19 protein-coding genes are annotated in these 26,179 nt (G+C 68.1%); 15 read left to right on the top strand and 4 right to left on the bottom strand.

Annotated elements, in window-relative coordinates; all coding sequences use genetic code 11:
- Positions 1-624 carry a hypothetical protein gene (locus tag C3B71_RS07880; RefSeq protein WP_108967239.1) on the bottom strand — a complete coding sequence of 208 codons (624 nt, stop codon included), beginning with the start codon at positions 622-624 and terminating at the stop codon, positions 1-3.
- Between the two features lie 280 nt (positions 625-904).
- Between C3B71_RS07880 and C3B71_RS15890 the strand changes: the two genes are divergently transcribed.
- The 6 genes from C3B71_RS15890 (at position 905) to C3B71_RS07860 (ending at position 7,250) form a co-directional block, all read left to right on the top strand.
- The gene (locus tag C3B71_RS15890; RefSeq protein ID WP_159097664.1) at positions 905-1,054 is read left to right on the top strand and encodes a hypothetical protein; all 150 of its coding nucleotides are present in this window, start codon (positions 905-907) and stop codon (positions 1,052-1,054) included.
- Positions 1,055-1,771: 717 nt separating this feature from the next.
- Complete coding sequence (locus tag C3B71_RS07875; protein WP_146752355.1) at positions 1,772-3,847, top strand: DUF6571 family protein; 2,076 nt, start codon at positions 1,772-1,774, stop codon at positions 3,845-3,847.
- 12 nt (positions 3,848-3,859) lie between these two features.
- On the top strand, positions 3,860-4,489 hold the full coding sequence (locus C3B71_RS15885) for a hypothetical protein (RefSeq protein WP_146750829.1): 630 nt from the start codon (positions 3,860-3,862) through the stop codon (positions 4,487-4,489).
- A 110-nt stretch (positions 4,490-4,599) separates the two neighbouring features.
- Positions 4,600-5,253 (top strand): hypothetical protein, encoded by a 654-nt coding sequence (locus C3B71_RS07870; protein WP_159097663.1) that lies wholly within the window; start codon positions 4,600-4,602, stop codon positions 5,251-5,253.
- A 35-nt stretch (positions 5,254-5,288) separates the two neighbouring features.
- A complete protein-coding gene (locus tag C3B71_RS16440; protein WP_442778364.1) occupies positions 5,289-6,299 on the top strand; it encodes a hypothetical protein in 1,011 nt (336 codons plus the stop codon).
- A gap of 93 nt (positions 6,300-6,392) precedes the next feature.
- A complete protein-coding gene (locus tag C3B71_RS07860; protein WP_108967229.1) occupies positions 6,393-7,250 on the top strand; it encodes a TrmH family RNA methyltransferase in 858 nt (285 codons plus the stop codon).
- A gap of 109 nt (positions 7,251-7,359) precedes the next feature.
- Here C3B71_RS07860 and C3B71_RS07855 read toward each other — a convergent pair whose 3' ends face one another.
- Positions 7,360-9,027 (bottom strand): DUF349 domain-containing protein, encoded by a 1,668-nt coding sequence (locus C3B71_RS07855; protein WP_108967227.1) that lies wholly within the window; start codon positions 9,025-9,027, stop codon positions 7,360-7,362.
- A gap of 211 nt (positions 9,028-9,238) precedes the next feature.
- Between C3B71_RS07855 and C3B71_RS07850 the strand changes: the two genes are divergently transcribed.
- From C3B71_RS07850 to C3B71_RS07835, 4 genes are all read left to right on the top strand, one after another.
- A complete protein-coding gene (locus tag C3B71_RS07850) occupies positions 9,239-10,066 on the top strand; it encodes an MBL fold metallo-hydrolase (RefSeq protein ID WP_108967225.1) in 828 nt (275 codons plus the stop codon).
- Between the two features lie 193 nt (positions 10,067-10,259).
- Complete coding sequence (hisS, locus tag C3B71_RS07845; RefSeq protein ID WP_108967223.1) at positions 10,260-11,684, top strand: histidine--tRNA ligase; 1,425 nt, start codon at positions 10,260-10,262, stop codon at positions 11,682-11,684.
- 3 nt (positions 11,685-11,687) lie between these two features.
- Entirely contained in the window at positions 11,688-13,508 is a 1,821-nt protein-coding gene (locus tag C3B71_RS07840; protein ID WP_442778363.1) for a dynamin family protein, read from the top strand.
- Positions 13,459-15,171, top strand: coding sequence for a GTPase (locus C3B71_RS07835; RefSeq protein WP_108967221.1), 1,713 nt, complete (start codon positions 13,459-13,461; stop codon positions 15,169-15,171). The genes C3B71_RS07840 and C3B71_RS07835 overlap by 50 nt, the downstream gene beginning before the upstream one ends.
- Before the next feature lie 22 nt (positions 15,172-15,193).
- Here the strand turns inward: C3B71_RS07835 and C3B71_RS07830 are convergent, their stop codons facing one another.
- Together C3B71_RS07830 and C3B71_RS07825 are read right to left on the bottom strand one after the other, a co-directional pair.
- Positions 15,194-16,792, bottom strand: a complete 1,599-nt coding sequence (locus tag C3B71_RS07830) for a cation:proton antiporter family protein (protein ID WP_108967219.1) — start codon at positions 16,790-16,792, stop codon at positions 15,194-15,196.
- A 39-nt stretch (positions 16,793-16,831) separates the two neighbouring features.
- A complete protein-coding gene (locus C3B71_RS07825; RefSeq protein ID WP_108967217.1) occupies positions 16,832-19,186 on the bottom strand; it encodes a DEAD/DEAH box helicase in 2,355 nt (784 codons plus the stop codon).
- A 672-nt stretch (positions 19,187-19,858) separates the two neighbouring features.
- On the opposite strand from C3B71_RS07825, the gene C3B71_RS16435 reads away from it, so the two are divergent.
- From C3B71_RS16435 to C3B71_RS07805, 5 genes are all read left to right on the top strand, one after another.
- Complete coding sequence (locus C3B71_RS16435) at positions 19,859-21,763, top strand: hypothetical protein (RefSeq protein ID WP_234415846.1); 1,905 nt, start codon at positions 19,859-19,861, stop codon at positions 21,761-21,763.
- Positions 21,764-21,803: 40 nt separating this feature from the next.
- Complete coding sequence (locus C3B71_RS07815; protein ID WP_159097662.1) at positions 21,804-22,400, top strand: hypothetical protein; 597 nt, start codon at positions 21,804-21,806, stop codon at positions 22,398-22,400.
- Positions 22,394-22,516 (top strand): hypothetical protein, encoded by a 123-nt coding sequence (locus C3B71_RS16690; protein WP_267896280.1) that lies wholly within the window; start codon positions 22,394-22,396, stop codon positions 22,514-22,516. The genes C3B71_RS07815 and C3B71_RS16690 overlap by 7 nt, the downstream gene beginning before the upstream one ends.
- Before the next feature lie 104 nt (positions 22,517-22,620).
- Entirely contained in the window at positions 22,621-24,396 is a 1,776-nt protein-coding gene (gene aspS / locus C3B71_RS07810; RefSeq protein ID WP_108967213.1) for an aspartate--tRNA ligase, read from the top strand.
- Positions 24,397-24,545: 149 nt separating this feature from the next.
- On the top strand, positions 24,546-26,159 hold the full coding sequence (locus C3B71_RS07805; protein ID WP_108967211.1) for a peptide ABC transporter substrate-binding protein: 1,614 nt from the start codon (positions 24,546-24,548) through the stop codon (positions 26,157-26,159).
- Positions 26,160-26,179: the final 20 nt, after the last annotated feature.

Below are 26,179 nucleotides of genomic sequence, written 5' to 3'. Positions count from 1 at the left end.
TCAGTCCGGCACAATCGGCGCGTACAGTTCGTCGATCAGCCGGCGGGCTCGCCGCAGGCCCCGCATGCCGCCGCCGCGGCGGGCCAGCAGCGCCGGCTCCAGGTCGCGGCGGGTCAGCCCGGCGCGGCGGGCACGCAGCACCGCATCGACGGCCACCGCGGGTGGCGCAGTGCGCGCCAGGTCGACGACCGTCCGGGGGAGCCGTAGACAGACCACCCCTTCCAGGGTGACGACGTCGGCTGGGGGCGCGTTGCGCACAAGTTCTGGTCCTGCGGGTACCTGCCCGCCGGTGTGCACCCACAGGGCGGTGCGCCCGGCCACCACCCGGTTGGCCGGTAGCCGCGGCGCGAGTGCGGCGGCGCGGGCGGCCGGGTTGCCGAGCAGGTCCGCCGGCACCGCTTGCCCGTGCACGTCCACCAACACCCGCTCATCCAGACCGTGGCAGCGCAGCAGCGCCAACTCCTGCATGGGCAGGACATCCATAATCGGCTCGACGGGGCCGTGCAGCAGGCGCGCCAGCACCGCCCGGGCGGGAACCGTGCGGGTCCGGGCCCCCGGGGCGAAGTCGACCAGCGGCTCCGGCGACGACGACGGAGCCGGGGGAGTGGAAGGGGCCGTGGGCATGGCCTCATCCTTCCTGGGCGCGGGCGCCGGCACCAGTGCCCGACGGCTGCCTGTGGAAAACCTTGCTACAGCCAGGGTCGCCGGCACGGTCGCTCGCGACGGCACGAGCATTGTCCCAGCTGGCGCGGGAACAGATCGGTCTACGGACGCTTTGCCGAGTTATGGCGGTGTGGTAACTTTTTGGAGTCGGTCATGTTCCGTACAGCGCACTGGTGGCGTGTGGAGTGTGGCTGTGTTTGGTTACCCGGGTCCTGCCCGGGGAAGGGGCCCTGAGCTAGTCATGTCATACAACTCCTACGCAGACGCAAGCGCTGACGGCGATGACGACGACGGTTCGTCAGATCTGGCGGTGAACCTGAAGAAGCAGGCGATTGAGGAGGTCATGGGCCGGGCGGGGACCGTGCGGGAGGTTCTTGCGAATGATCCGTAGGTTCTGGCTTCGGCGTTGGTTGTGGGCGCCGTCGTGGCCGCGGGTGGCATACCGTCTTCTTCCTATGGCGCCGCGGGCGGTTTGAGCGCGTTTAGGTCGTGTTGTGTAAGTCGTTTGTGGTGGTGGGGCGGTGCTGGCGATGTGGGTGGTGGTCTGGTGGCGGATGGTGAGTTGGTCGTGTCTGGTGGCTGTGGGGCCCGAGTTTGAGTGGGCTGCGTGTGCCCGTGGGGGACGCGGAGTCGTCTTCGTGAGCTCGCTCGCGCTGTTGGGAGCGTCGTCCCGGAGCCGGGTTGTCGACGTGGGTGCCTGTGGGCGGGCCGGTTGTGTGCTCAGCGAGGATTGGTGTGCGCAGTCAGGCGCGTAGGGCGTTCCCGCGGTGTCGGGGGCCTGGTTGCCGACAGTCGAAGGGGGCGAGTAGGTCTTGTACCGCCCTGGTTGGACCGCTCACGCTCGGTTGGACCGCCCACGCCCCGTTGGACCGCTGTAACCGGCGGCTACGGCGGTCCAACGGGGGAACAGGGGTCCAACGGGGGAACAGGGGTCCAACTGACAGGTTCGACGGCCGCGCACACAGACACCCAACCGCGCACCGCCACCCAAGCACTTACACAACAGGACCTAGCGGGCAGTTGGGCAAGGTGTGGTCTTCACCGCTGGCCGATGATATTGGCACCAGTATTGATTTGACTGTCACCGCGAGAGGCTGTGCGCTCTGACTTGTATACCCTGAACGACTACTGGGTCGAGGAGCCGGTGGAGGGGGTTGGGGAGATGCTCTTCGGATGGATTCCTTCTTTGCAGGCGTACGCTATCACTCCATCCTCTGCTGCTGTGGCGAGACTGGGCGGTACGTCTACGAATATGCCGTCTACGAATATGTCGGGGTTGCTGGGCGGTCTCCAGCAAATCATCGATGATCTGCAGACCCGTCTGGATGAGGCGATCGCCATGAACGACTCCGGCATCACCTTCGGCTCCACCGACGGCACCGTTTGTTACTACCTGCCTGATGGGGTGGAGGACACCCCGGAGAACGTCAAGACTTACAATAGCCAGTCGGTTGCAGACGCTAAGGCTGATGCCACGTCACTGAAGCAGGCACTGGCCAGTAAGGACGGGACCGCGGAAGACGGCCGCACCGTCGAGGAAATCGCCGAGGCCATGTCGAAGAAGCAGGATATTGACATCTACGGCGCTGCCTTCGTAAACACCGTGGGAGTAGATACTTTCCTGGACATGGTCCAGCAGGTGCAGGCGGATAACACTTACTCTACTGCGAGTAGCGGCACCTCTCAGTATGCTCATCCGAAGGCCGAGGATGAGGAGGCGACCGACTCGGTTGTGAATACGATGGGGCATGTCCTGGCGGCGGCTTCCCACCATGATGTCACGGGTCCTCGACTTGCGGCCGCGTTGGAGACGGCGGTGACCGAGGACGGTCACAAGGGCCGCACCGCGGCGATGAATGCGTTGTTGTCGGTTGATGGTCTGTACTACGACACGGGTTTCTTGGTTGATTTGGCGGATCGGATGGAGGAGCTGCCGTATGACGGAACCCGGCCGACCTATCCCATGCCCGCCAACAAGGTTGACGAATACGGTCGCGTGTACACGCGCGAAAGCCTGGACCCGCTTCAGGGCGTGCTGACCGCGATGGGCACCAACACCGAGGCCGCGCTGGGATACCTGGCACCCGAGGATGGGGGATCGGTCGACGGCTCAGGTCATTGGGTTCCCAGCCAGGCCTCGGTGGACCGCTGGGAGTTGCTTACCAACCGCACCTGGGACCCTGACAAGGGCAACGAGGCCTTGACGACCGCGATGACAGGGGCCTCTGCACAGCGCATGCCGTCTGATGATTCGACGGACGAGCGCGCCGCGTGGGCGACCGGAGAGGCGATGACTTACCTCAGCGGTCTAGATGAGGAAGCATTCACCCAGACGGGTAGGGACAACACCGCCATTATTCTCGGCAACTCCATGGCGGATATTGAGGACGTCATCAACGGGAATGCGGACTCCTCGGGGGCGGTGTTTGTTGGGGATGCAACGCGGCCCGCCGCGCTGCCCGACAACCACGAGTCAGACATCCGCGCACTGACCCGCTTGGTCGGTATGGAGGAGAGCTCGCTGTCGATCCTGTCGAACGCGGTCGGCCGCTACTCCACGGCACGCAACCAGGCCATCCTCGACGAGTACCCCGACGCCACTTTGGGTGACGGATCGGGGATGGACGAGGCGTTCAAGACCGCCAGCAGGAATGACGGCGCACTCCTGGGGTTCATTGAGCAATCCGCAGTCAGTGCGCTGACCGGTCATGGTGAAAGTGAGGCACATGCCAACGAACTTGCCGCCTCGACTATTCTGGGTGCCTTCGGCGCGGGTTTGTCGGTAGTGCCGCATCCGGGCGCCCAGGCCGCGTCGGTTGCGGTCACTGCTGCAACCCCGGGATTGACCGAGCAGATGAGCCAGTTCGACCTGACACAGGTAGAGGATACCGAGGACCTGTCCGAGGCCGCCCAGCAGGAGGCCTTCCAGGGGGCCATGGCGCAGATCTCGAACGCGGGACGACTGCCCGACTCCGCTTACATCGACTATAACCAGAAGGATCTCGGCGATCTCTACGACTGGATGGACGACGACCATCAGATCGATATGACCATGTTGCTATCCGACTCCACTTACAGGAAGCAGTTCAACCACTGGATGGAGAGCCCCGACGTCCCCTCGTCTGATTTGGAGATCCAGTTCGGCTCAGGTATCTGGGAGGGGCACGACAAGGCTGATGGCTAGGTGGGTATTTGCATGAGTTCGTCAAAGTTGTCTGAGCGTATGTGGGGCTTCGCTAATCGTTTGGGTGCGCCTTTTGTGGTGTCGTTGATGATTGTGGTTTTGGTGCTGGTGGGTCGTTTGGCTTGGTGGGGGTACCAGCAGCTGCCTCCTCCGCGTCCCAGCGAGCCATATTGTTTGGTGCTCAGCGACGAGGATGTTGTCCCACTTTTAGACGAGGCAACGAACGTATATGGTCTCGACGAGCAAATGATCGAATCTTATTGGACCTGTGGAGTCAATGGCGCTCATGAGCGAGGTCTCTACATTCAGGCGGCTCGGGATGCAGATGATGTGCTCGTCAACTACAAGGATATAGGTGTGTCGGTGCTGGATACTGTGTCTGCGAGGCCTGGGGCTCGTGTTCGGTCGGTCGGGGATGCGACTGTGGTGTCCTGGATTCAGGGAGGGGACGCGTATGCAGGCTGGTTCGAGGGAACTGCGGCTGTGATCTTCTCCACCACTCGAACCAATGATGATGCTATTGCTGCGACTCAGGCTCACATCCTTGAGGAGCTTGTGGTTAGGCACGGTGCGGTGCTTTTGGATGATGTTGGTTTTAGCTCTACGCCTTCGCCTACGCCTGATCCGTACTGGACGCCATGAGTGGCCCGGGCGCTTGTGTTGTATTGCCTGTCGCTGTCCTGTCTACTGTTAAGGAGATCGTGAGTATGGGACATCTAGCTGCTGCGTTGCGGGGTCGTTTACGTCGTTCGTTGACGGGTCTGCTCGTATTGCTGTTGGCGTGTGGGCCGCTGGTGGCGTGCTCATCGGAGTCGGATGACAACCCCCTGAATATCCCCACCTATGATCCGGAGGCTGCGGCGTCGGCGGAGGCGTCTGAGTCTGCCGCCGCTGCTGAGGCGTCTGCGTCGGCTGCGGCTTCTGCTGAGGCTGCGGGCATAGTCACTGCGGAGTCGCTGTCCACCGATCGGCATGTGATTACGTCGATCCCTGAGGACCTGGATGAGCAGCAGACCGAGGTGCTCAAGGCCTTTGTCAACTACGACGAGGTGACCTGGAACATCTGGTTCACCGGCACCGGCGTAGAAAACGCTGAACCGCTTACGACCGCCGAGGAGTATCAGATTATCGAGAATAACTACGAGGCTTCATCTGGGCAGACCATCGAAGGGACGGTACGGATATCGGTCACGGAAGTGTTTGCCATGAGTCCCACTGAGGCCCAAGTTCTTGTGTGTGATGATCAGTCCGATTTGACCTCTTACGACGCCGCAGGCCAGGAGAATACTGATCCAGATTACCTTCGAGGAAGATTTGAAATACTTGTAACGTTTACGAATGAAGGTTACGGTTGGCTGGTCTCCGAGGAGGCTAGGCTGTCGACAAATGAGTGCACGGTGCAGTAATGAGATTAGTTAGGCGACTGGCGTCTATATTGGCCTTGGTTGTGTTGTCTATCGGATTGCCGGTAATGGCGTCGTCAAATGCGTGGGCTTTCGACGTATCGGGCGGGGCTTCTGGTTCTGGTTCGTCTTCTGGTTCGGTGGTGCAGGGTGGGGATGGATCGGTTGATATAGCGGTGTATGCGGAGTTCACGTCGGCGGCGCCGGACGGGTCTGGTTCCGGTTCTGGTGGTGGGGTGGCCACGTCGTCGCAGGTGGTGACCGCCGCGGTGCATCCGGTGTGCTGGTACAAGCAGTTGCGTACGGGTGCGGCTACGGCTGAGATGATTGAGAACACCAGTGATCCGGATCTGGCGGAGTCGTTGGGTGAGATGTTCGACGGGTATGACCAGCACGCCGAGGATGCCGATGGGTATTGGTATCGGGCGACGTGCGATTACAGGTATTTCCTGGGGGATGATCCCAGGGACTTTGACGCCTATGCTCGGGAGTGGTTGGACGGCAAGACCCCCGTGTATGTGCCTGCCGGTCAAGCGGCTCCGGAGTCGGTGGTTGATGGTGAGACGTTGGCGCGGGCGGCGTGGGATGCGGTGACGATTCCTACGGCGACGATCGGCTATAACCCGATGGTTGGGGATGTGGGGGCCACGATCGTGGGTATGGATACCTGGGTGTGGGCCACGGGTGACACACCCAAAGAAGTAGAAGTGACGGCTACGGCTGGGTCGACGACCGCCACAATCACCGCCACGGCCTCGATGCTGACCCTTCAGCCTAAGGATGGCACCGCCACGTGCACCGGCTTCGGCATCCCGTGGACTGAAGAGAACGACGCCAAGGGTACGGACTGCAAGATCGTGTTCGACCGGTCCAGCGCGCACTTCAAGGACAGCGTCACCCCGGTAGACATCAAAGTGTCCTACGCGATCACCTACACCGCCACCGACGGCGCTTCGGGCTCGATGGACACCCACACCACCAGCACAACCACCACCATCCCCGTCGCTGAGATCCAGACGATAATCGTCCAGCCCACCGACGAACCATGAGTTCCGTGGCGTCCCCTACGTAATCAAGTTCAAGAAGGACCGACCGACTAGACTCGCCGCGCACCGAGTTGGCTCCGAGGAGAGGACGTAAAGATGACCGGGAAGGCGGCCGAGGGCGGAGACGGGGACGTCCCCGAGGGAGAGGTCATGGTGGATCGGGCGGCGCCCGCTGCCCAGCGGATCGCCGACCTGGCCAAGGTCTCTGGGCGTCCCAGCAAGTCCGTGCTGGTGGAGGACTATGAGCCTCTGCTGAACGCCCTGCGTGCCGGGCTGCGTTTCTCCGACGTGTACGTGCTCGACTCGACCCGCCAGCCCCGTGAGCTACTGGACGAGTGTGCGCGCAGGCGCGTCCCCGTCACCGTCATGGCGGCGGCGCTGGCCACGGACCTGTTCCGCTCCGACAAGCGACCGGAGATCTTCGGTGTTGCCCGCGTACCCGCACCGGTGCAGCCCGAGGACCTACTGCAGGCCTCCGGCGACCTGCTGATCCTCGACGGGGTGCGGATCGTCGGCAACATCGGGGCGATCGCCCGCAGTGCCTACGCCTTCGGGGCCGCCGGGATCGTGTTGGTGGACTCCGGGCTGGCCTCCATTGCGGACCGCCGACTGATCCGTGCCAGCCGCGGCTATGTTTTCTCCCTGCCGGTGGCTCTTATGGACTGGCCTCAGGTGCAGGCGCTGGCCACCGACTTCACCCGTGCCGGCGGGCACCTGGCCGCGCTCGACGCCGGGGCGACGGGCTCCCTGGACCGGCTGTCGGCCTGGGAGGGACGACTGGCCCTGATCCTGGGGGCCGAGACCACCGGGCTGACGCCGCAGGCGCGGGCACTGGCGCAGGCGACGGTGAGCATCCCGATGAACCCGGCGGTGGAGTCGCTGAACGTATCCGTTGCCGCCGGCGTGCTACTGCACCGCCGCGCCTGGCGCAACCTGGCCCCGGCTGCCCAGTAGCCGGCACCGAACCGCAGCCCCGCGATGCGCGCCGCATAGCACGACGGCGGGCCACACGCTCACGCAAGAGTGTGGCCCGCCGTCGTCGTGGCCGAAGGTTCCGTGCGGATCAGGCGCGCGTGGTGCGGCGCACCTGATCCAGCCACGCCCGCCGAGCGGTTAGCGCCGCCTCCGCCTGCGCTTGCGCCTTGGTGTCACCGGACTCCTTCGCGGCGGCCAGGTCGGCCTCCAGCTCGGCGATGGAGTCCTCCAGCTGGCTGGCCAGCCCCTGGGCGCGGGCCTGGGTCTCCGGGTCGGTGCGGCGCCATTCGGCCTGCTCGGCCCGGCGCAGCGCATCCTCGACGGCGCGCATGCGGGCCTCTAGCCGACGCACCGCGTTGCGGGGTACCCGACCGGCCTCGTCCCACGCCTCCTGGATGGGGCGCAGCGCCTTGCGAGCGGCCTTGGGATTCTTGATCGGGAGCAGCGCCTCCGCCTTGGCAGCGAGTTCCTCCTTGACCTTGAGGTTGCCGGCGTATTCGGCGTCGGTGGCCTCATCCTTGGCCCGGCGGGCGTCGTAGAAGACCTGCTGGGCGGCGTGGAACCGCTCCCACAGGGCGTCGTCCTCCTTGCGGGAGGCGCGACCGGCCTTCTTCCACTCGTCCATGAGCTCGCGGTAGCGGGCAGACGTGCCGGCCCAGTCCGTCGAATGCGACAGTTCCTCGGCCCGCTTGATCAGCGCCTCCTTGGCCGCCTTCACCTTGGCCTGCTTGGCGTCCAGTTCACTGAAGTACTGACGACGGTGACGGTCGAAGGTGGTGCGGGCGTGGCTGAAGCGCTTCCACAGGGCGTCCTCGGAGGGGCGGTCCAGACGCGGGCCGCGGCGCTGTGCCTCCTTCCACTGCTCCAGCAGGGTGCGCAGCTCCGCACCGGAGGACTTCCACTGGGTGCGGGCCGGGTCCTGAGCAGCCACGGCCTCGGCGCGCTCCACGATCGCGGTGCGGTCCTTCAGCGCCTGCTCCTTGGCGGCGGCACGCTCGGCGGCGACCGCCTGCCGACGCTCCACGGCCACCGACTTCAGGGCCGCGAACCGGGCCCGCAGCGCCTCCAGGTCGCCGACGGCGGCCGGCTCCTTGAGGGACTCCTCCAGGTTCTTGATGGTGGAGTCGATCTCCCGTACCGACAGGTGCGGCAGCCGGGCCGCGAACAGGTCGACGTTGGAGTTCAGGTCCAGGTAACGGCGCACGTAGTAGGCCATCGCCTCGGCGATCGGAACGCCGGGGAACTGGCCGACTTCGCGTTCGGAGCCGCCGTCCTGCACATAGACGCGCCCCTCGCCGTCGACCCGGCCCCACTTGGCGGCATCCATGGCGGCCTCGGGGTCGATCTCCGGCTCGGTCGGTGCGGCCGGTTCGGCGGTCTGCCGACCGTCCGCAGGCGGGTTGTCGGCCCGCTCGCCGTCGGCTGCGGGCTGGGTCTCGGCCGCTGAGGCGGTGCCCGCCGACTCGGAGGCGCCCGCTTGCGAAGAGGACGCATCGGGCTGTGCCGGCTGCGGCACCGCGTCCTCCTGGGGGGCGGCCTCGGCCGCGCCCTGGGCTGACGGCTCCGCCGAGGCCTCCGCTGGCGCCGACGTCGATGCGGCGGAGGACTGTGCGGGCTGGGGGGCGTCGGTGGCGGTGGCCTGCTCGTCGGCGGCGGGCGCCGTCGGCGTGATTGGGGTAGCAGCCTGCCCGGGTTCGGCCGTCGACTCCACTGCGGGAGTGGTGGACTCGGCCTGGGGCTGTGTCTGCTCGGTCATTGCGCTCCTTCACGGATCTGACGGGGTGGAGCGAGCGGTCCCGCTCCGTTCCGTTCACGTCCGGCACACGGCCGGACGACGACACGCCGCCGGAAGGCGGCAGTTAGACCCGAGCCTACCCGTCGGCAGGGCACGGCGAAACCGTCGCGGAGACGCGTGAATCATCCAGGAGCGGACAAATGGCCGGGGAGGGGTCGGCTAGCATGCCGTCATGCTCATCGAGCGCACTCTTGCCGCAGTCTTCGGATCAAACTGCTACGTCCTGGCCGCTGAGCCGGGTGGGTCCGCCCTGGTTGTGGACCCTGGTGCGGGTGCCGCTCGCGGTGCGATGGCTCTGCTGCGTTCGTACAACCTGACCCTGGGTGCCATCCTGCTCACCCACGGCCACGCCGACCACGTGTGGGATACCCAGCGACTGATTGACACCGCGGTGACCGAAGGGCGCGTAACCACCGGTTTGGCCGGCGCGCCGGAGGACCCCACGCGTGTGCCCGTGTATATCCCGCAGCCGGATCTGTACCGCCTGGATGACCCGGACGGCACCACTGGCATCAGCGTGGATGGCCGGACTTTCGCCGACTTGACCGGGACGGAGTGGCTGCGCCCCGCAGATGTGCGTCCCTTCCCGCAGGCCGGCTTCGGTGCCGCCGTCGAGCTGGTATCGGGAGTGGCCTTGCAGGCGGTGCCCGCGCCAGGCCATTCGGAGGGCTCCACGGTGTTCTTCTTCAACGCGCACCTGGGCGACAACCAGCTTTTGTTCGAGGCGGAGGTACTGGACGATCCGGCGAGTATCCCTGAGGAGGACTACCTGGTGGCGCTGACCGGGGACGTGATCTTCAAGGGCAGTGTGGGGCGCACCGATCTGCCGGGCGGGGACCAGTATCAGATGTGGGCGACGCTGAGGCTGCTGGCCAGCGCCGTCGATCCGGCCACGGTGCTGCTGCCCGGCCACGGCGCCGCGACGACCATGGCGCATGAGCACCACGCCAACCCCTACCTGGCCGAGGCCAAGGTCCGGGGCGGCGAGACCGGTGCGTGAGCACCGGTCGGGGCGGGCACGGCGCAAAACACGGCGAGACCGGTGCGTGAGCACCGGTCGGGGCGGGCACGGCGCAAAACACGGCGAGACCGGTGCGTGAGCACCGGTCGGGGCGGGCACGGCGCAAGAACAACCGTGGCTGGCCCCCGCCGGTTTCGGTGGCGGCGTCGACCGACGGCGGCGGCATGACACAATGCGGCCCATGACAGCAGCCCAGGTCCGACAGGCACAATCGTCCCTCTCCGGTTTCCCAGAGTGGCTCCCCGCGGCCCGCATCGTCGAGACGCAGTTCATCGACACCCTGCGCCGCACCTTCGAGCTGCATGGATTCAGCGGGATCGAGACCCGCGCCGTTGAGCCGCTGTCGGAGCTCACCCGCAAGGGCGAGACCAGCAAGGAGGTCTACCTGCTCTCCCGCCTCCAGGCGGACCCCAGCGAGGCGGAGGAGACCGACCCGGCCAAGCAGCTCGGCCTCCACTTCGACCTGACCGTGCCCTTCGCCCGCTACGTGCTGGACAACGCCGGCACCCTGCACTTTCCGTTCAAGCGCTACCAGATCCAGAAGGTCTGGCGCGGCGAGCGCCCGCAGGAGGGCCGCTTCCGCGAGTTCGTTCAGGCGGACATCGACGTCGTCGGGGATGGCGCCCTGCCGCTGTACCACGACGTGGAGATGCCGCTGATCATGCACGAGGCGCTGAGCGCGCTGCCGATCCCCGCCGTCACCATCCACGTGTCCAACCGCAAGGTCGCGCAGGGCTTCTACCAGTCGGTCGGTGTCTGCGAGGATCAGCTGGCGGAGGTGCTGCGCGTGGTGGACAAGCTCGACAAGATCGGCGCCGGCCGGGTCGCCACCGAGCTGGTCGACGTCGTGGGCATCACCCCGGAGCAGGCCGACGCGGCCCTGCGGCTGGCTCAGATCACGGGCGCCGACGCCGAGCGGGTACGTGCCGACGTGCTGTCCGCGCTCAACGGCGCCGACCCCGGCGAGCTGCTGGTCCAGGGCCTGGACGAGCTGTCCGAGCTGCTGCGCTCCGCCGCGCGCCGCCGCCCCGGCGCCATCGTCGCCGACCTCAAGATCGCCCGCGGGTTGGACTACTACACGGGCACCGTCTACGAGTCCTTCATGGCCGGCCACGAGGACCTGGGCTCGGTGTGCTCGGGCGGCCGCTACGACTCCTTGGCCTCCGACGGCAAGCGCACCTTCCCGGGCGTGGGCATCTCGATCGGCCTGTCCCGCCTGCTGGCCAGGGTGATTGGCGCCGGCATGCTGGAGGTGACTCGGGCCGTGCCCACGGCCGTGCTGGTTGCGGTCACCGACGAGGAGCACCGCGGTGTGTCCGACTCCTTGGCCGACGCGCTGCGCTCCCGTGGCATTGCCGCCGACGTGTCCCCGACGGCCGCCAAGTACGGCAAGCAGATCCGCTTCGCCGACAAGCGGGGCATTCCCTATGTGTGGTTTCCCGGCGCCGAAGGCGAGCCCGACTCGGTCAAGGACATCCGCTCCGGCGAGCAGGTGCCCGCCGACGCCGCCACCTGGCTCCCCGCCGACGAGGCCGACCTCGCTCCGCGTCTGCGCCCGGTCGGCGCGGCGGCAGGCCAAGCGGGTGAGCAGGGCTGAGTCGTGAGTGCTGACGCGGGGGCCGCGCCGCCTCCTCCGCCCGGCACCGCCGGTATCGGCGACACCGAGGCCGCCCTGAGCCGCCTGCGCGGCGACCTGTCCGGCCTCAGCCTGCCGTACGCGCTGGCGGGGGCGGACACCGCCGCCCGCACGGCCCGGATCGTGCGCGATCAGCTCGGCGACTACGTCCTGCCGCGCCTGAAGGCGATGGACGCGCCCCTGCTCGCCGTGGTCGGCGGCTCCACCGGGGCTGGCAAGTCCGCGCTGGTGTCCTCGCTCGTACGCCGACGGGTGGCCGTCTCCTCCGCGATCCGCCCGACGACGCGCCGTCCCCTGCTGCTGCACGCCACCGGCGACGACGCCTGGTTCGACGGATCCCGGGTACTCGGATCGCTCGCCCACGTGCGCGTCGCGGAGGGCGCGGAGCCGACGGCGGCGGGCCTGCACACGCCGCGCGAGGTCGAGGTTCGCTCCTGTTCGACCCTGCCCGCGGGGCTCGCGCTCCTGGACGCGCCCGACGTGGACTCCGTCGTCGACGAGAACCGGGAACTCTCCGCCACGCTGCTGGCTGCTGCCGACCTGTGGATCTTCGTTACCACCGCCTCGCGTTACGCCGACGCCGTCGTATGGGAGCACCTGCGTGCCGCCGCCGCGCGCGACGTCGTCACGGCGGTGGTCCTGGACCGCGTTCCCGCCGGCGCCGACGAGGCGGTCGGCAAGGACCTGCGCCGCCGCCTGGACGCCGCCGGCCTGTCCTCCTGCCCGGTTTTCGTAATCCCGGAGACCAGACTCGACCCGGATGGTTTCCTGTCCGACGAATATGTGGCGCCGCTGCGGCACTGGCTCGGCGCACTTGCGGTCGACGCCGCGGCGCGGCGCGACGTGGCCCGACGCACCCTGACCGGGGCACTCGGCTCCGCCCTCGCCGGAATGGACGGCGTGCTGGACGCGGTCCGCGCCCAGGAGGCCGAACGCGGCCGTCTGGCCTACGCCACCGCGACGATTCATGCGGAGGCCCTGGACCGGGTCACCCAGGCGACCGAGGACGGCTCGATGCTGCGCGGCGAGGTGCTTGCCCGCTGGCAGGAGCTGGTCGGCACGGGCGAGCTCCTGCGCGGGCTCGAGTCCCAGGTCAGCCGCCTGCGCGACCGCGTTACCGCGGCGGTATTGGGACGCCCCGCACCCGCCGAGCGCGTCGAGGAGGCCATCGAGTCCTCGCTGACAATGCTGCTCGTGAACGAGGCACAGCGCGCCCGCCTGGAGACGGAGCAGACCTGGCGGCGCGCCGGCACCGCCGCCTACCCACTGTCGTGTGCCATCTCCGCGCTGCCGACGGTGGCGGAGCGCACGCAGCGGGCCGAACAGCTGGTACGGGACTGGCAGGGCGACGTGTTGAACCTGGTCCGCGCAGAAGGAGCGGACAAGCGCCTGACCGCGCGGCTGGTGTCACTGGGAGTCAACGGCACCGGCGTGGCCCTCATGGTGGTCGTCTTCGCCCACACCGGCGGCCTGACGGGCGTGGAGGTTGGGATTGCAGGCGGCGCCGCCGTGGTCGCACAGCGACTGCTGGAGGCCGTCTTCGGCGACCAAGCCATGCGTGACCTTGCCCGCCGCTCCCGTCTAGCCCTCAACGAGCGAGTCGCGGCCTTCCTCCAAGAGGAGCAGGCCGTCTTCACCCAGGCGCTGCAGGCTCCCTCGCCGCGCCCCGAGCAGCTTGCGGAGCACCTGCAGGAGGTCACCGGCGCCGTCGGGCGGCTGACGGGGAGGACGCCAGATGAGAATCCGCAAGCCCACCCCGGTCGATGCGGGAGTCGACACCCCTGAGGACCCGCTGGTCATGCTCGCCCGCCTGGTGGAGGCCGGCGACGGGCTCTTGCCCGCAGACCTCCTTGAGGCCGCTCGCGCCCTGCTTGACCGCGCCGGACAGCGCCGACTCATCGCCCCGGGGATTAGTGTGGTCGCGCTCCTGGGGGCGACGGGCTCGGGCAAGTCGAGCCTGTTCAACGCGATCTGCGGAGTCGACGCGGCACCCACCGCGGTTACCCGGCCGACGACGACCCAGCCGCTGGCCGCACTGCCCGCCTCACCGGGACCGGAGGCGGACGGCGCGGCGGGGCGGCTACTGGACTGGCTCGCGGTCGACGCACGAGTGCGGCTGCCCGAGTCCCCGTCCTGGGGACCCGCCTCCGTCGGGGTCGGGGAGAACACCATTCTCCTGGACCTGCCGGACATCGACTCCGACGTCCGGCGGCACCGGGTGATTGCCGAGCGTCTGGCGGGCCTGGTCGACGTGCTGGTGTGGGTCCTGGATCCGGAGAAGTACGCCGACGCCGTCATCCACCACGAGTTCATAGCGCCCATGGCCGCGCACGCCGCCGTATCCGTCGTGGCCCTCAATCAGGTCGACCGCCTGAACGAGGCCGAGCGGACGGCGGCCACCCATGACCTCGCCCGCCTCCTGGCCCGCGAGGGCCTGGAGGGCGTGGATGTCATCGAAGTCAGTGCCCGCACCGGGCAGGGCGTGCAGGAGTTGCGGGCCCGTATCCGTGAGGTCGCCGCCGCCGAGGACGTGAGCCGGGCGCGTCTGGCCGCCGACGCTCGGGCGCTGGCCGTTCGCATCCGCAATTGGCTGGAGTCCGACTCCGCGGCTGCAGCGGGATCCTCCGGTAGCGGCGAGCGTGAGGCCCTCGTGGCCCTTCGGGAGGCGGCCTGCCGCGCGGTGGGCACGGATCGAGTCGCCGATGCGGTCGGCGACTCCATGCGACTGGGGGCGGCAGTCCGCGTGGGCTGGTTGCCGGCGCGCTGGCTCGCACGTCTGCGCAGAGACCCGTTGCGGGCTCTGCATCTGGGAGACGACGTCCACGCCCGCCGGGCGTCGTCGGGCTCCGCGGCGCCGCCGGTTCCGCGCACCTCCCTGCCCGCTCCCGATGCGGCCGCCGACGCTGCCCTGCGCGCAACCGCCAGAGGCTACATGGCAGCACGGACCAGTCGGCTTCCGGCCACCGCCCAGGAGCAGGTGTGCGAGCGGCTGAGCCCGCGGGCGGAGCAGCTCTATGACCGGCTGGACGCCGCCGTCGGGCGTACGGACCTGGAGCAGAACAGTCGCCCCCGCTGGTGGACGTGCGCGAATGCGCTGCAGGTGCTGCTGGCGTTCACGGCGCTGGTTGGTGGGTTTTGGCTCCTGATCCTACGCGTTATGAACCGCTACCTGTTGTTGGCGGCAGAGCCGCCGCGTTGGGGGCACCTGCCCTGGCCCACCGTGCTGCTGCTCGGTGGCCTTCTGATCGGCCTGGTACTCGGGCTGAGCGGTACGGCCCTGGCGCGAGTCGGCGCCGCACGCCGGCGCAGACGCGTCAACGGGCGCCTGCGCCAAGCGGTGGCCGAGGTCTTAGCAACCACCCTGGTCGAGCCGCTGGATGTGGAGCTTGCACGCATCGGGGAGGTCCGGGCACTGCTGGACGGCCTGTGCTCACCGACGGCGCGCTGAACCGGAGCCTCAGCGCACCGGTTCAGCGCCCGGCATTACTGTCGGGCGCTGATGATCCAGAATCGAGCGACTCGGCCGCGCGGGCAAGCGCTTCACCGGCGCCTTCGTACAGGTTGATCACCACGTCGACGCCCGCCGCCCGCATCGAGGCGGCCTCGTCGTCGTAGCGGGCGATCGCCAGAACCCGGCCCTCGAAATGTGAACGGTCCAACCAGTCCAGTACGTGTACGTTGGCGCCCGGCTCGGACATGGCCAGCACCACCGTGGACACGTGCACGGCCTCCAGCCGCTCCCAGAACTGCTGGTCGGTGGCGTCCGCCTCCAGCACGTTGAAGCCCTGGCGCGTCAGTTCCTCCACCTTCGTAGCGTCGTTGTCGATGCCGAGCACGCCCGACTCCCCGTCGGCGTACAGCCTGGTGTACGTGGAGCGTCCCGCCCGTCCCATGCCGAAGACGACGGTGCAAACGCCGTCGAGCCGAAGCGGCTGCTCGTCGGGGTGCAGCGTGCTGGCGGGGCGGTGGGGGAGCAGCCCGGACAACCAGCGCACCAGGGAGACCGGCTTGTGGTTGACCAGTGCGGAAACCACGAAGGACAGTGCCAGGGCCAGGGAGACGGCGGCCGGCCATTGCGCGCCGAGTAGCCCGTGGTCGGCGGCGGTGCCCACCACGATGAGCGCGAACTCGCTGTAGGCCGTAAGCGCCAGGCCGGTTAGCACCGAGGTGCGTCGCCGCATACCCAGCGCGCGCAACACCAGCGTGTAAACCAGTGAGCGCACCGGCAACAGGAGCAGCAGGGCGCCCGCGAACTCGAAGGCGGCCGTGTCGGGGACCCCGTCCAGGCCGATGGCCAGGAAGAACCCCACCAGCAGGATCTCCTTGATGGTGAACAGGGCGCTGGACAGCTCCTTCGCGGCCGGGTGTGACGCCAGCAGCGCTCCCATGATCAGCGCGCCCAGATCCCCGTCGATACCGACCAGGTCGAAGAGCAGATAGCCGGGCAGCAGGGCCATCGACATGCCGAACAGGGCGCGCATCTCCCGGTGATCGATGCGGTCAAGCACCTTGCCGAACAGTCGGGATGCCGGCCACAGCAACACCAGGGCGGCGGCCCAGGGACTGGGCAGCCGGCCGGAGGCGATCGTCATGTACGCCACCGCGGCGATGTCCTGGATCACAAGCACGCCGATGGCGATCCGCCCATACAGGGAACCGGCGTCGTCGCGGTCCTCGAGTAGTTTGACCACCACGACCGTCGAGGAGAAGGACAGGGCGAAGCCGACGGCGGCGATACCGCCCGGCGTGGTGGCGCCGAGGTCCAGGCCCAGGGCCAGCAGCGCGGCCACAACGGCCGCGCTCAGGACGGAAAGCACCGTCATGACGATGACCGCCGTACCCGCGACTTCCTTGCGACGCAGCACCCGCAGGTCGAGCTTGAGTCCGATCGTGAACAGCAGCACCGCCACGCCGAGGTCGCCCAGGACCTCAACGAACTCCAGGTTCGGCAGCGGCGAGGAGCCCAGCACGAAGCCGGCGGCGAGGAACCCGACCAGGGGAGGCAGACGCAGCAGGGTCGCGGCGAAGCCGAACACCACCACCGCGAGCAGATACACGGCAGGGATCATGCATTCTCCTCCCCACGGTCGGGTTCCGGGCCGGGGGCGTCACCGCCCGTCGCGATTACCGCGGAATCCGCCCTTGCGACCGTTGTTCCAACCGCGGTTGCCCCAGCGGCCGTTCCTGTCGTTCCTGTCGTTACGACGGTCATCGCGGTCGTAGCGCCGCTTGAATCCGCCACGGTCGTAACGTCCCGAGCCACGGTCGTTGTTCCGCCCGCGGAAGCCACCCGAGCGGCCGCCGCGGTCCTCGTCCCAACCGGAACCCGGCCCCTCGTCCACGCGGATGCGCAGCTCCCGGCCGGCGAAGGTGGCGTGCCGCATACGCTCCAACTGCTCCTCACTCAGCGGCGTGTGAATCTCGACCAGGGAGAAGGACTGCAGGATGTCGATCTTGCCGATGTCGGAGCCGGAGATGGCGCCCTCGTTGGCCAGCGCCCCGACGATCGCGCCGGGCAGCACCCGGTCGCGGTGGCCGACCTCGATGCGGTAGACGGTGCCGGAGCCCTCGTCGTGATAGCGGCGGCCGCCGCGGCTGGCGCCGGGCTTGCCCTCGATGCGGTCCCCGCGGCGGCCACGGCGGTCACCCTCGAAGGAGGCGGAGACGAAGGTCCCGTCGTCGTCCAGGCGCTCCTCGCGGTTCCCGCGGCGCGGACGCTCGCCGTCGTCACGACGGCGCGGCCCCTCGTCGCCGACGGCGAGGGCCAGCAGCGTGGCGGCCAGCTCGTCGGCGTCGATTCCGAGCTCCTCGCTCTTGGCGGCCACCAGCCGGGCATACATGTCCAGGCGGCCGCGCTCGTGCCGAGCGGCGGCCCGGTCCAACAGCTTGCCGGCCCGGTGCTCGGACACGTCCGCGGGGGAGGGCAGTGTGATCTCCTCCAGGCGGGCGCCGGTCAGGCGCTCGATCTGGCGGAGCTTGCCCTTCTCCTTGGGAGTCAGGAAGGTGACGGCCTCACCGTGGCGGCCGGCGCGGCCGGTGCGGCCGATGCGGTGCACGTAGGCCTCGGCCTCGCGGGGCACGTCGAAGTTGACGACCAGGCCGATGCGGTCCACGTCCAGTCCGCGGGCGGCGACGTCGGTGGCTACCAGCACATCGAGGGTGCCGTTGCGCAGGCGCTCAACCAGCCGCTCGCGCTCGCGCTGAGGCACGTCGCCGGAGATGGCGGCGGCCTGAATGCCGCGGCCGGCCAGCTCGATGGCCACGTCCTCGGCGGTGGACTTGGTGCGCACGAACACGAGGGCGGCCTCGGCATCGGTGACCGCCAGCACGCGTGCGGCCGCCCCGATCTTGTGACGGAAGGGCACCACCGCGTAGGTCTGGCGGACGGTGTCCACGGTGGAGGCCTGGCGGGAGACCTCCACTCGCACCGGGTTGTCCAGGTGCTGGCGCGCGACCGCCTGGATGGCGGGCGGCATGGTCGCGGAGAACAGGGCGGTGCGGCGCTCGGCCGGAATGGTGGCGGCGATCGTCTCCACGTCCTCGGCGAAGCCCATGCGCAGCATCTCGTCGGCCTCGTCCAGGACGAAGTACTTCACCTCATCCAGGGTCAGAGCGCCCTTCTCGATCAGGTCGATGATGCGCCCGGGCGTGCCCACGACTACTTGCGCACCGTCCCTGAGCGCCCCGATCTGGGGACCGTACGGGGCGCCGCCGTAGACGGCTACCACGTCGAGCCCGCGGGAGCGGGCGGCCATATCGGTGATCGCCTCGGCGCTCTGGAGGGCCAACTCACGGGTGGGTGCCAGCACCAGGGCCTGCACCGCTCCGTCATGGGCGTCCACGGCGTCCAGCAGCGGCAGCCCGAAGGCGGCCGTCTTACCGGTGCCGGTCTGGGCAATACCGACGACGTCGCGGCCGGACAGCAGAACGGGGATCGCCTCGCGCTGGATGGGTGTGGGGGTGGTGTAGCCCATGTCCTTTACGGCCTTGAGCAGGTCGGCGGGCAGGCCCAGGTCGTCGAAGGTGACGTCCTCGGGCGCGCGGGCGGGCTCGTCCTGCGCGTCCTCGTCCTGCGCGTCATCGACGAAGGGGGTGTGACCGTCGACATCCTCCTCATCGTCGGCGACGTCGTCGTCGACCTCATCGGACTCGTCGATGTCGGAGTCGGGGTCCTCGGGATCGGACTCGGGCAGGTTCAGGTCGAAATCGTCGGCCTCGTCCTCGTCCTCCAGGCCCTCGGGGTCCTCCGGAGAGTCGGAGGATGCGGGCGTGTCGAAGGATGCGGCGGACTGCGGTGATTCGGGGGTCGAGTGGGGTGCGGCTACCTGGTCGTCGGCGGGGACGCTTGGAGTGGCGCCGCCGATTTCGGCACTGAACAGGTCGTCGATGCCGAGGGCGGAGCCGAAGGTGTTGTCGTCGGAGGGGCCGAAGGGCGCAGATGCCCCAGTCGGGGTGGCTGTCATCGTCTGTTTCCCGTATCTGGTTCCGCTTGGGGAACCGGTCGCGGAGTGTGGGGGAGACCGGGCGGCCTCCGCTCTTGCCGCGCCGCACCCACCACACTCGCCCGGCACCCGCGTGGACTTACCGGCGGGGACTTGCGGGCTTCACGTACTAACTCACGGGATCACGCTCGGTGCCGCACAATTGGGGAGCGGCAGAACGAGCCGCGAACGGGGCTCACAGCACGGATCACTCCTGAGTCATAGCTTACGGACGTATGGTAACGATTTGAGGACTCCCCGCCGCTGCGCGCATCAGGTCACACGTGACACCGGTCTCGCGGTGCGGCCCGCGACGCCGCGGTGAACCGAGCCGAATCGGAACGAGCAGGTGAATCCGCCCACGCTCCCGGCATTTCAGTGTCGCGCAAGCAAATTGGGCGATACTATCGAAACCCGTTGGGGTAGCCCACGGCATTTCCTCCGAGCCCCTGAGGGTCCTGTATGTCAGGATTCCCGAGGCCGCCCGGAAGTGCATGCGGGCTACGTCCCGTCGACGCCGCGACGGCGATTTTGCCGGCGCGGTTCCGACCAGACCAAGGCCAACAGACGAGTTCCGAATAGATGACCCATCTCCCGCGCCACAGCAAGTCAACCCGCGCGACCCACAGACCAGCGCTGCGGGTCGCGTTCACGGTGCCAGCTGCGCTCGGAGTGATCCTGGCGACCTCCGTTGGCGCCGGCGCCGCGGTCGCCGTCGGCCACTGGCAGGCGGCCGAGCTTCAGGGCGGGCCGGCCGCAGTGACCGCCAGCGTCACCGCCGCGATCGGCAACGACGCGGACGGCGAGATGGCCTCTCCCACGCCGGCGCAGGCGGTCTTGGCCGCTCCCGCCGCAACCACGACTCCGCAGCGCGCCGCAGGCGCGACCGTGACCGTGCGCAACCCCGGCGCCAGTTATGTGTCATCCTCCAGCACCGACCGGCCGGTTCTGGTGTTCTCCGGCTGGCAGGATGCCCAGGGGCAGCCGCTCGGCAGCGCTGGCAGTGTGTCGGTCCCCGTACAGGTGCGGTTGGTGAGCGCCATCGGCTCGGCACAGTCGGCCACCATCTACCCCGTGTTCACCAATGGGCGCTCGGACTACGCCCTGCCCCTGTGGCCCTTCACCCAGGCCATGGACCCGCATGTGGACACCTTCACCATGCAGTGGCGCCGGGCGGCCGATCAGGACTGGCAGAGCATCGATACCTTCACCGTCGACGTGCGCCTGCCCGAGGCGACAGCGGGTTCGACCCTCAGCTACGCAGACGGCACGCTGACCGGTACGGGCTGGACGTTCGGGCGCAGCACCAACATCGGCGGTGCCTTCAAGGTCGCACTGGACGTCACCGACGCCGATGGGCATACCGATTCGGTGACCGTGCTCGCCGAGTTCTCCGGCAGGCAATTCACCGTCTCCGCGGCGGCCCTGGCTGCCGCCGGCGTAACTGTGGGCGACGGGTACACGATCTCTGCTACGCCCGCCGGCGGGGCCGCACCCATCGTCGTGCACATCTCCGGCTCGGGTGGCGGGGAGCCGAGCGCCCAGCCGAGCGCGGAACCCACCGCGGTGCCGAGCGTCGAACCCACCGTTGTGCCCTCGCCTGCGTCCTCGCAGGCCCCGACGCCGCTGCCGAGCGCCTCACCCACCGCGGAGCCAACGGCTGCGCCCAGCACCGCACCCGCAGTAGAGCCAACCGCTCAGGCGTCGGCGGAGCCCACCACTTCCCCCGTCCCAACTACTCCGGGGACTGCGACGGTACCCACTGCGGCAGCGGTCGCGCCGACGCCGGCGGCCACACCGCGGGCGGCCGCGACCGGCACCGCGGCGGAGCATCCGGGCGGCCAGGGCACGGGTGGCCCGTCGAGTGCCGGCTCGGCGACCGCAGTTAATCCCCGCTCTGGGTTTGAGGTTCTCAACGAGGGCGTCGACGTCGACCCCTTGGTCGTGCAGGTGCCCTCCACCACCGGGGCACCGGGGTCGGCTGCAGCCGCCGTTGACGCGGGCACGTCCGTCGATGCGGCGGCGGAACCAGCGGCCACCGACGCGAACGTACGGCCGAGCACCGCCCCGGCGTCCCCCGTGCGGAGCCCCAATGAACTGGTACCCGGTAACGCCGGTTCCCTATCGGGCACCCGTGAAGGCACCACCATCACCCTGTTCTTCCCGTCGGCGAAGGTCGAGGAGGGCGACTGGGTGGCCGTATTCGTCTACCCCGGCGCCACCACCGGCGGGTGGGTCCAGGTTGACGCAGACAATTCCGTGTCGCTGGACATCTCCACGCTGGATCCGGGCAGTTACAAGATTGCCGTAGGGGACCGCGATTCCCAACTGCTGGGCTGGGCCCAGTTGGAAATCACCGAGCCTGCGAACGACGAGGGCGGTGAACCCGCAGGCGTAACCCTGCTCACAGGCGAGGACCTGGCCGATCACAGTGCGCTGGGCGCCGACGGGTGGAAACTCGCCGGTGCAGCGGGACTGCTCGTGATCGGTGCGGCGTCATTCATACTGCTCGCGGTTCCCACGTTCGGCGGCGCAAAGACACGAGTCCGCAGCAGATAACATGTATGCTCGTTACAGTCGGGTAACGGGAGGAGGGGCCGTGCCACGTGCATGGTTGCGGACGCTGGTGGTGCTGATAGCCACGGCGCTCGTTCTGCTGCCCTCCGTCGGCGCACAGGCCGACACATTCACGGGCGATTCGACCACCGGCACCGCCTCCACCGTGAGTCCGTCCACCATCGCCGTCGGCGGCACCTTGAGTTTCACGCTTTCAGGCTTCCCCCAGGGAGCCGAAGTCGCGATCCTCATCGACGACGCCGACCCCGGCCCAGGCGGTCAGCCCGGTGTGGTCGGCGAGTTGACCGTGGGTGAAGACGGCACCTACGCCGGCGCGGTCGAGTTGCCTGCCGATGTGGCCAAGGGCGCCCACTGGCTGCGCTTCATAGTGACGGCGGGGGAGGACATTCCGACCAACACCGTGCGCACTCTGGACTACACCAACAAGAGCCCCTACTTCACCGTCGCGGACGTCACCATCATTGGCGGGGGAGCCTCCACGGTGCCCTCCACGCCAACGCCCACCACCGTCGCCACCCCTCGGTCGAGCCCACCGCCCCCGCCGTCGCCGCCGGCGGCGACTCGGGAGACGCCGGCGCCGCAAGGACCGGCTGGGCCTCGGTCTCACTGCCGGTGGTAACCACAGTGCTGCTCGCGCTGGCGGCGGTGCTGCTGGTATTGAGCGTGATCATGCTGATCGAGCGCCGTCGCCTGCGCGCCTACGAGCGCGAGCTCGAATACGCGGCCAGGCGCTGAATGCGCCGGGCGCCCGGCGTAGTATCGCCGCCGGCGCCCGCCCGTCTCGCGGTGCGCCCCGCCGGACGCCGGCTCAGCGTCCCCAACGGAAGGAAAACAGCACCGTGATGCGAACCCGTGATGCAGGGACTCTGCGCGCAGCCGACATCGGAGAAGTCGTCACCCTCGCCGGATGGGTGGATCGCCGCCGTGACCACGGCGGCGTCGCCTTCATTGATCTGCGTGATGCCTCCGGCATCGCCCAGGTCGTCATCCGTGAGGAGATAGCCCACGACCTGCGCGCCGAGTACGTGCTCCAGGTGACCGGTGAGGTCTCCGCACGCCCCGACGGCAATGCCAACCCCAACCTGCCCACCGGGGAGATCGAGGTTGTCGTCTCCGACGTCGAGATCCTCAATCCCGCGGCGGCGCTGCCCTTCCAGGTCTCCGACCATGCCGAGGATTCCGGTCAGGTGGGGGAGGAGACCCGCCTGAAGTACCGCTACCTCGATCTGCGCCGCACCCCGATGCAGCACGCCATGCGGCTGCGCGCCAAGGTGTCTCAGGCCGCCCGGCGCGTGCTGGACGGCCACAACTTCGTGGAGATCGAGACGCCCACGCTGACCCGCTCCACCCCGGAGGGCGCCCGTGACTTCCTGGTGCCCGCGCGCCTCGCACCGGGGTCCTGGTACGCCCTGCCGCAAAGCCCCCAGCTGTTCAAGCAGCTGCTCATGGTGGCCGGCATGGAGCGCTACTACCAGATCGCCCGCTGTTACCGCGACGAGGACTTCCGCGCCGACCGCCAGCCGGAGTTCACCCAGCTGGACGTCGAGATGAGCTTCGTCGACCAGGAGGACGTCATCGCCGTAGCCGAGGACATCCTGAAGGAAGTATGGGCGCTGATCGACTACGAACTGCCCACCCCGATTCCGCGCATGACCTATCGCGAGGCCATGGAGCGCTACGGCACCGACAAGCCGGACCTGCGCTTCGGACTCGAACTGGTGGACCTGACCGAGTTCTTCAAGGACACCACCTTCCGGGTCTTCCAGAACCCCTATGTCGGCGCCGTGGTCATGCCTGGTGGCGCCTCGCAATCCCGTCGCACCTTCGACGCCTGGCAGGAGTGGGCCCGCCAGCGCGGAGCCCGCGGCCTGGCCTACGTGACGGTCGCCGAGGACGGCACTCTCGGCGGGCCGGTCGCCAAGAACATCACCGACGCCGAGCGCGCCGGCCTCGCGCAGGCCGCCGGAGCGAAGCCGGGAGACTGCATCTTCTTCGCCGCCGGCACCGTGGATGCCTCCCGGGCCCTGCTGGGTGCCGCGCGCCTGGAGATCGGCAGGCGCTGCGGCCTGATCGACGACGACGCCTGGTCCTTCGTGTGGGTGGTGGACGCGCCCCTGTTCAAGCCGTCGGCCGAGGCCAAGGCCGAAGGCGATGTGGCCCTGGGCAAGTCCGCCTGGACGGCGGTTCACCACGCGTTCACCTCGCCCAAGCCGGAGTGCCTGGACACCTTCGACACCGACCCCGGTTCGGCGCTCGCATACGCCTACGACATCGTGTGCAACGGCAACGAGATCGGTGGTGGCTCCATCCGTATCCACCGCCGTGACGTGCAGGAGCGCGTCTTCAAGGTCATGGGGATCGGGCCGGAGGAGGCGCAGGAGAAGTTCGGCTTCCTGCTGGACGCCTTCAAGTTCGGCGCTCCGCCGCACGGCGGCATCGCCTTCGGCTGGGACCGCATCGTGTCCCTGCTGACCCACGCGGACTCCATCCGCGACGTGATCGCCTTCCCGAAGTCCGGCGGCGGCTACGACCCGCTCACCGACGCGCCCGCGCCGATCACACCCGAGCAGCGCAAGGAGGCCGGCGTCGACGCCGTCCCGGACGCCGACGTCTGACAATCTGATTTGTTACCACGTCGACGTGTGTATTCTCAGGCGCATGTGAATAGTCTCAGCCGTCGATGTGGCAGCATCGGCGCCTGCACGCGTCACCGCGGACGCGCCGACGCGCTCATTCCAACCGGTACAACCACCATAGAGGACCGATGAACACCACAACTGTCATCTCGCGCCGCGCCTTCGGCATTGGAGCGGCCTCAACGGCCGTGCTGTTGTCACTGGCCGCATGCGGATCCAACAACGCCTCCGACGACTCGACCGCAGGCAATCCCGTGCTCGCCTACGGCACCGAGCCCCAGAATCCGCTGATTCCCTCCAACACCAACGAGGTGGGCGGCGGACGCATCGTCGACCTGCTCTTCGCCGGCCTATACAGCTACGACGCCGACGGCGCCATCGTCAACGAGGTCGCCAAGGACGTCACCACCGAAGACAACCAGACCTTCACCGTCACCCTCAACGAGGGCTGGACCTTCTCCGACGGCACACCCGTCACCGCCGACTCCTTCATCAATGCCTGGAACTACGGCGCGCTGCTGTCCCACGCGCACCTGTCCAGCTACTTCTACGAGCCCATCGAGGGTTTCTCCTACGATGAGGACTCCGAGCTTACGGGCCTGAAGAAGGTCTCCGACACCGAGTTCACTATCACGCTTACCGAGCCGCAGTCGGACTTCCCGCTGCGCCTGGGCTATTCCGCCTTCTACCCGCTGCCGGAGTCCGCCTACGACGACATGGACGCCTTCGGACAGAACCCGGTGGGTAACGGCCCCTACACGCTCTCCAGTTGGACCCACAACGATCGGGCCGAACTGGTTGCCAACCCCGACTACGCAGGTCCGCGCAAGGCCGTCAACGACGGCGTCACCTTCGTGTTCTACACCGACTATGACGCTGCCTACGCGGATCTGCAGTCCGATGCCGTCGACCTCCTGGACGCCATCCCGGACTCAGCCCTGGCGACCTTCAATGAAGACCTGGGCGATCGCGCCGTCAACCAGCCCGGCGCCGTCATCCAGTGCTTCTCCATCGACGTCGACTCCGAGCACTTCAAGATGGACGAGGAGGGACGTCTGCGCCGCAAGGCCCTATCGCTGGCCATCAACCGACAGGAGATCTGCGACACCATCTACAACGAGACCCGCACACCGGCCTCCGACTTCACCTCGCCGGTGATCGAGGGCTGGACCGCGGACGTCGAGGGCAATGAGGTGCTCACCTACGACCCCGACGCGGCGAAGGAGGCCTGGGCGGCCGCGGACGCCATCAGCCCCTTCGAGGGCGAATTCACGATCGCCTACAACGCCGACGGCCCGCACAAGACCTGGGTGGACGCGGTGTGCAACTCTATTAAGAACACCCTCGGCATCGAGGCCTCCGGCAACTCCTACCCCACCTTCCAGGAGTTGCGCGACGACATCAATGCCCGCACCATCACGTCTGGCTTCCGCACCGGTTGGCAGGCCGACTACCCGTCCATGTCCAACTTCCTTGGCGCCGTTTTTCAGACAGGAGCCGGTTCCAACGATGCCCACTACTCCAACTCGGAGTTCGATGATCTGCTGAACCAGGCGGCGCAGACCACGGACGCGGACGAAGCGCTGAACCTGTACGAACAGGCACAGACGCTGCTGTTCGCTGACCTACCGGCCATTCCGCTGTGGTACCAGAACGGCTTCGGCGGTTACTCGACGCTGGTCTCCGACGTCAAGTGGGGCTGGAACTCTGTTCCGCTCTACTACGCCATCAGCAAGGCCTGACATTCCCAGCTGTCGGGGCC

The organism is Actinomyces sp. Z16 (genome assembly GCF_003111765.1).
Taxonomy (GTDB): Bacteria; Actinomycetota; Actinomycetes; order Actinomycetales; family Actinomycetaceae; genus Actinomyces; species Actinomyces glycerinitolerans.
Note: the sequence above shows the minus strand (reverse complement) of the source record. Positions and strands in the feature narration are given on the sequence as shown.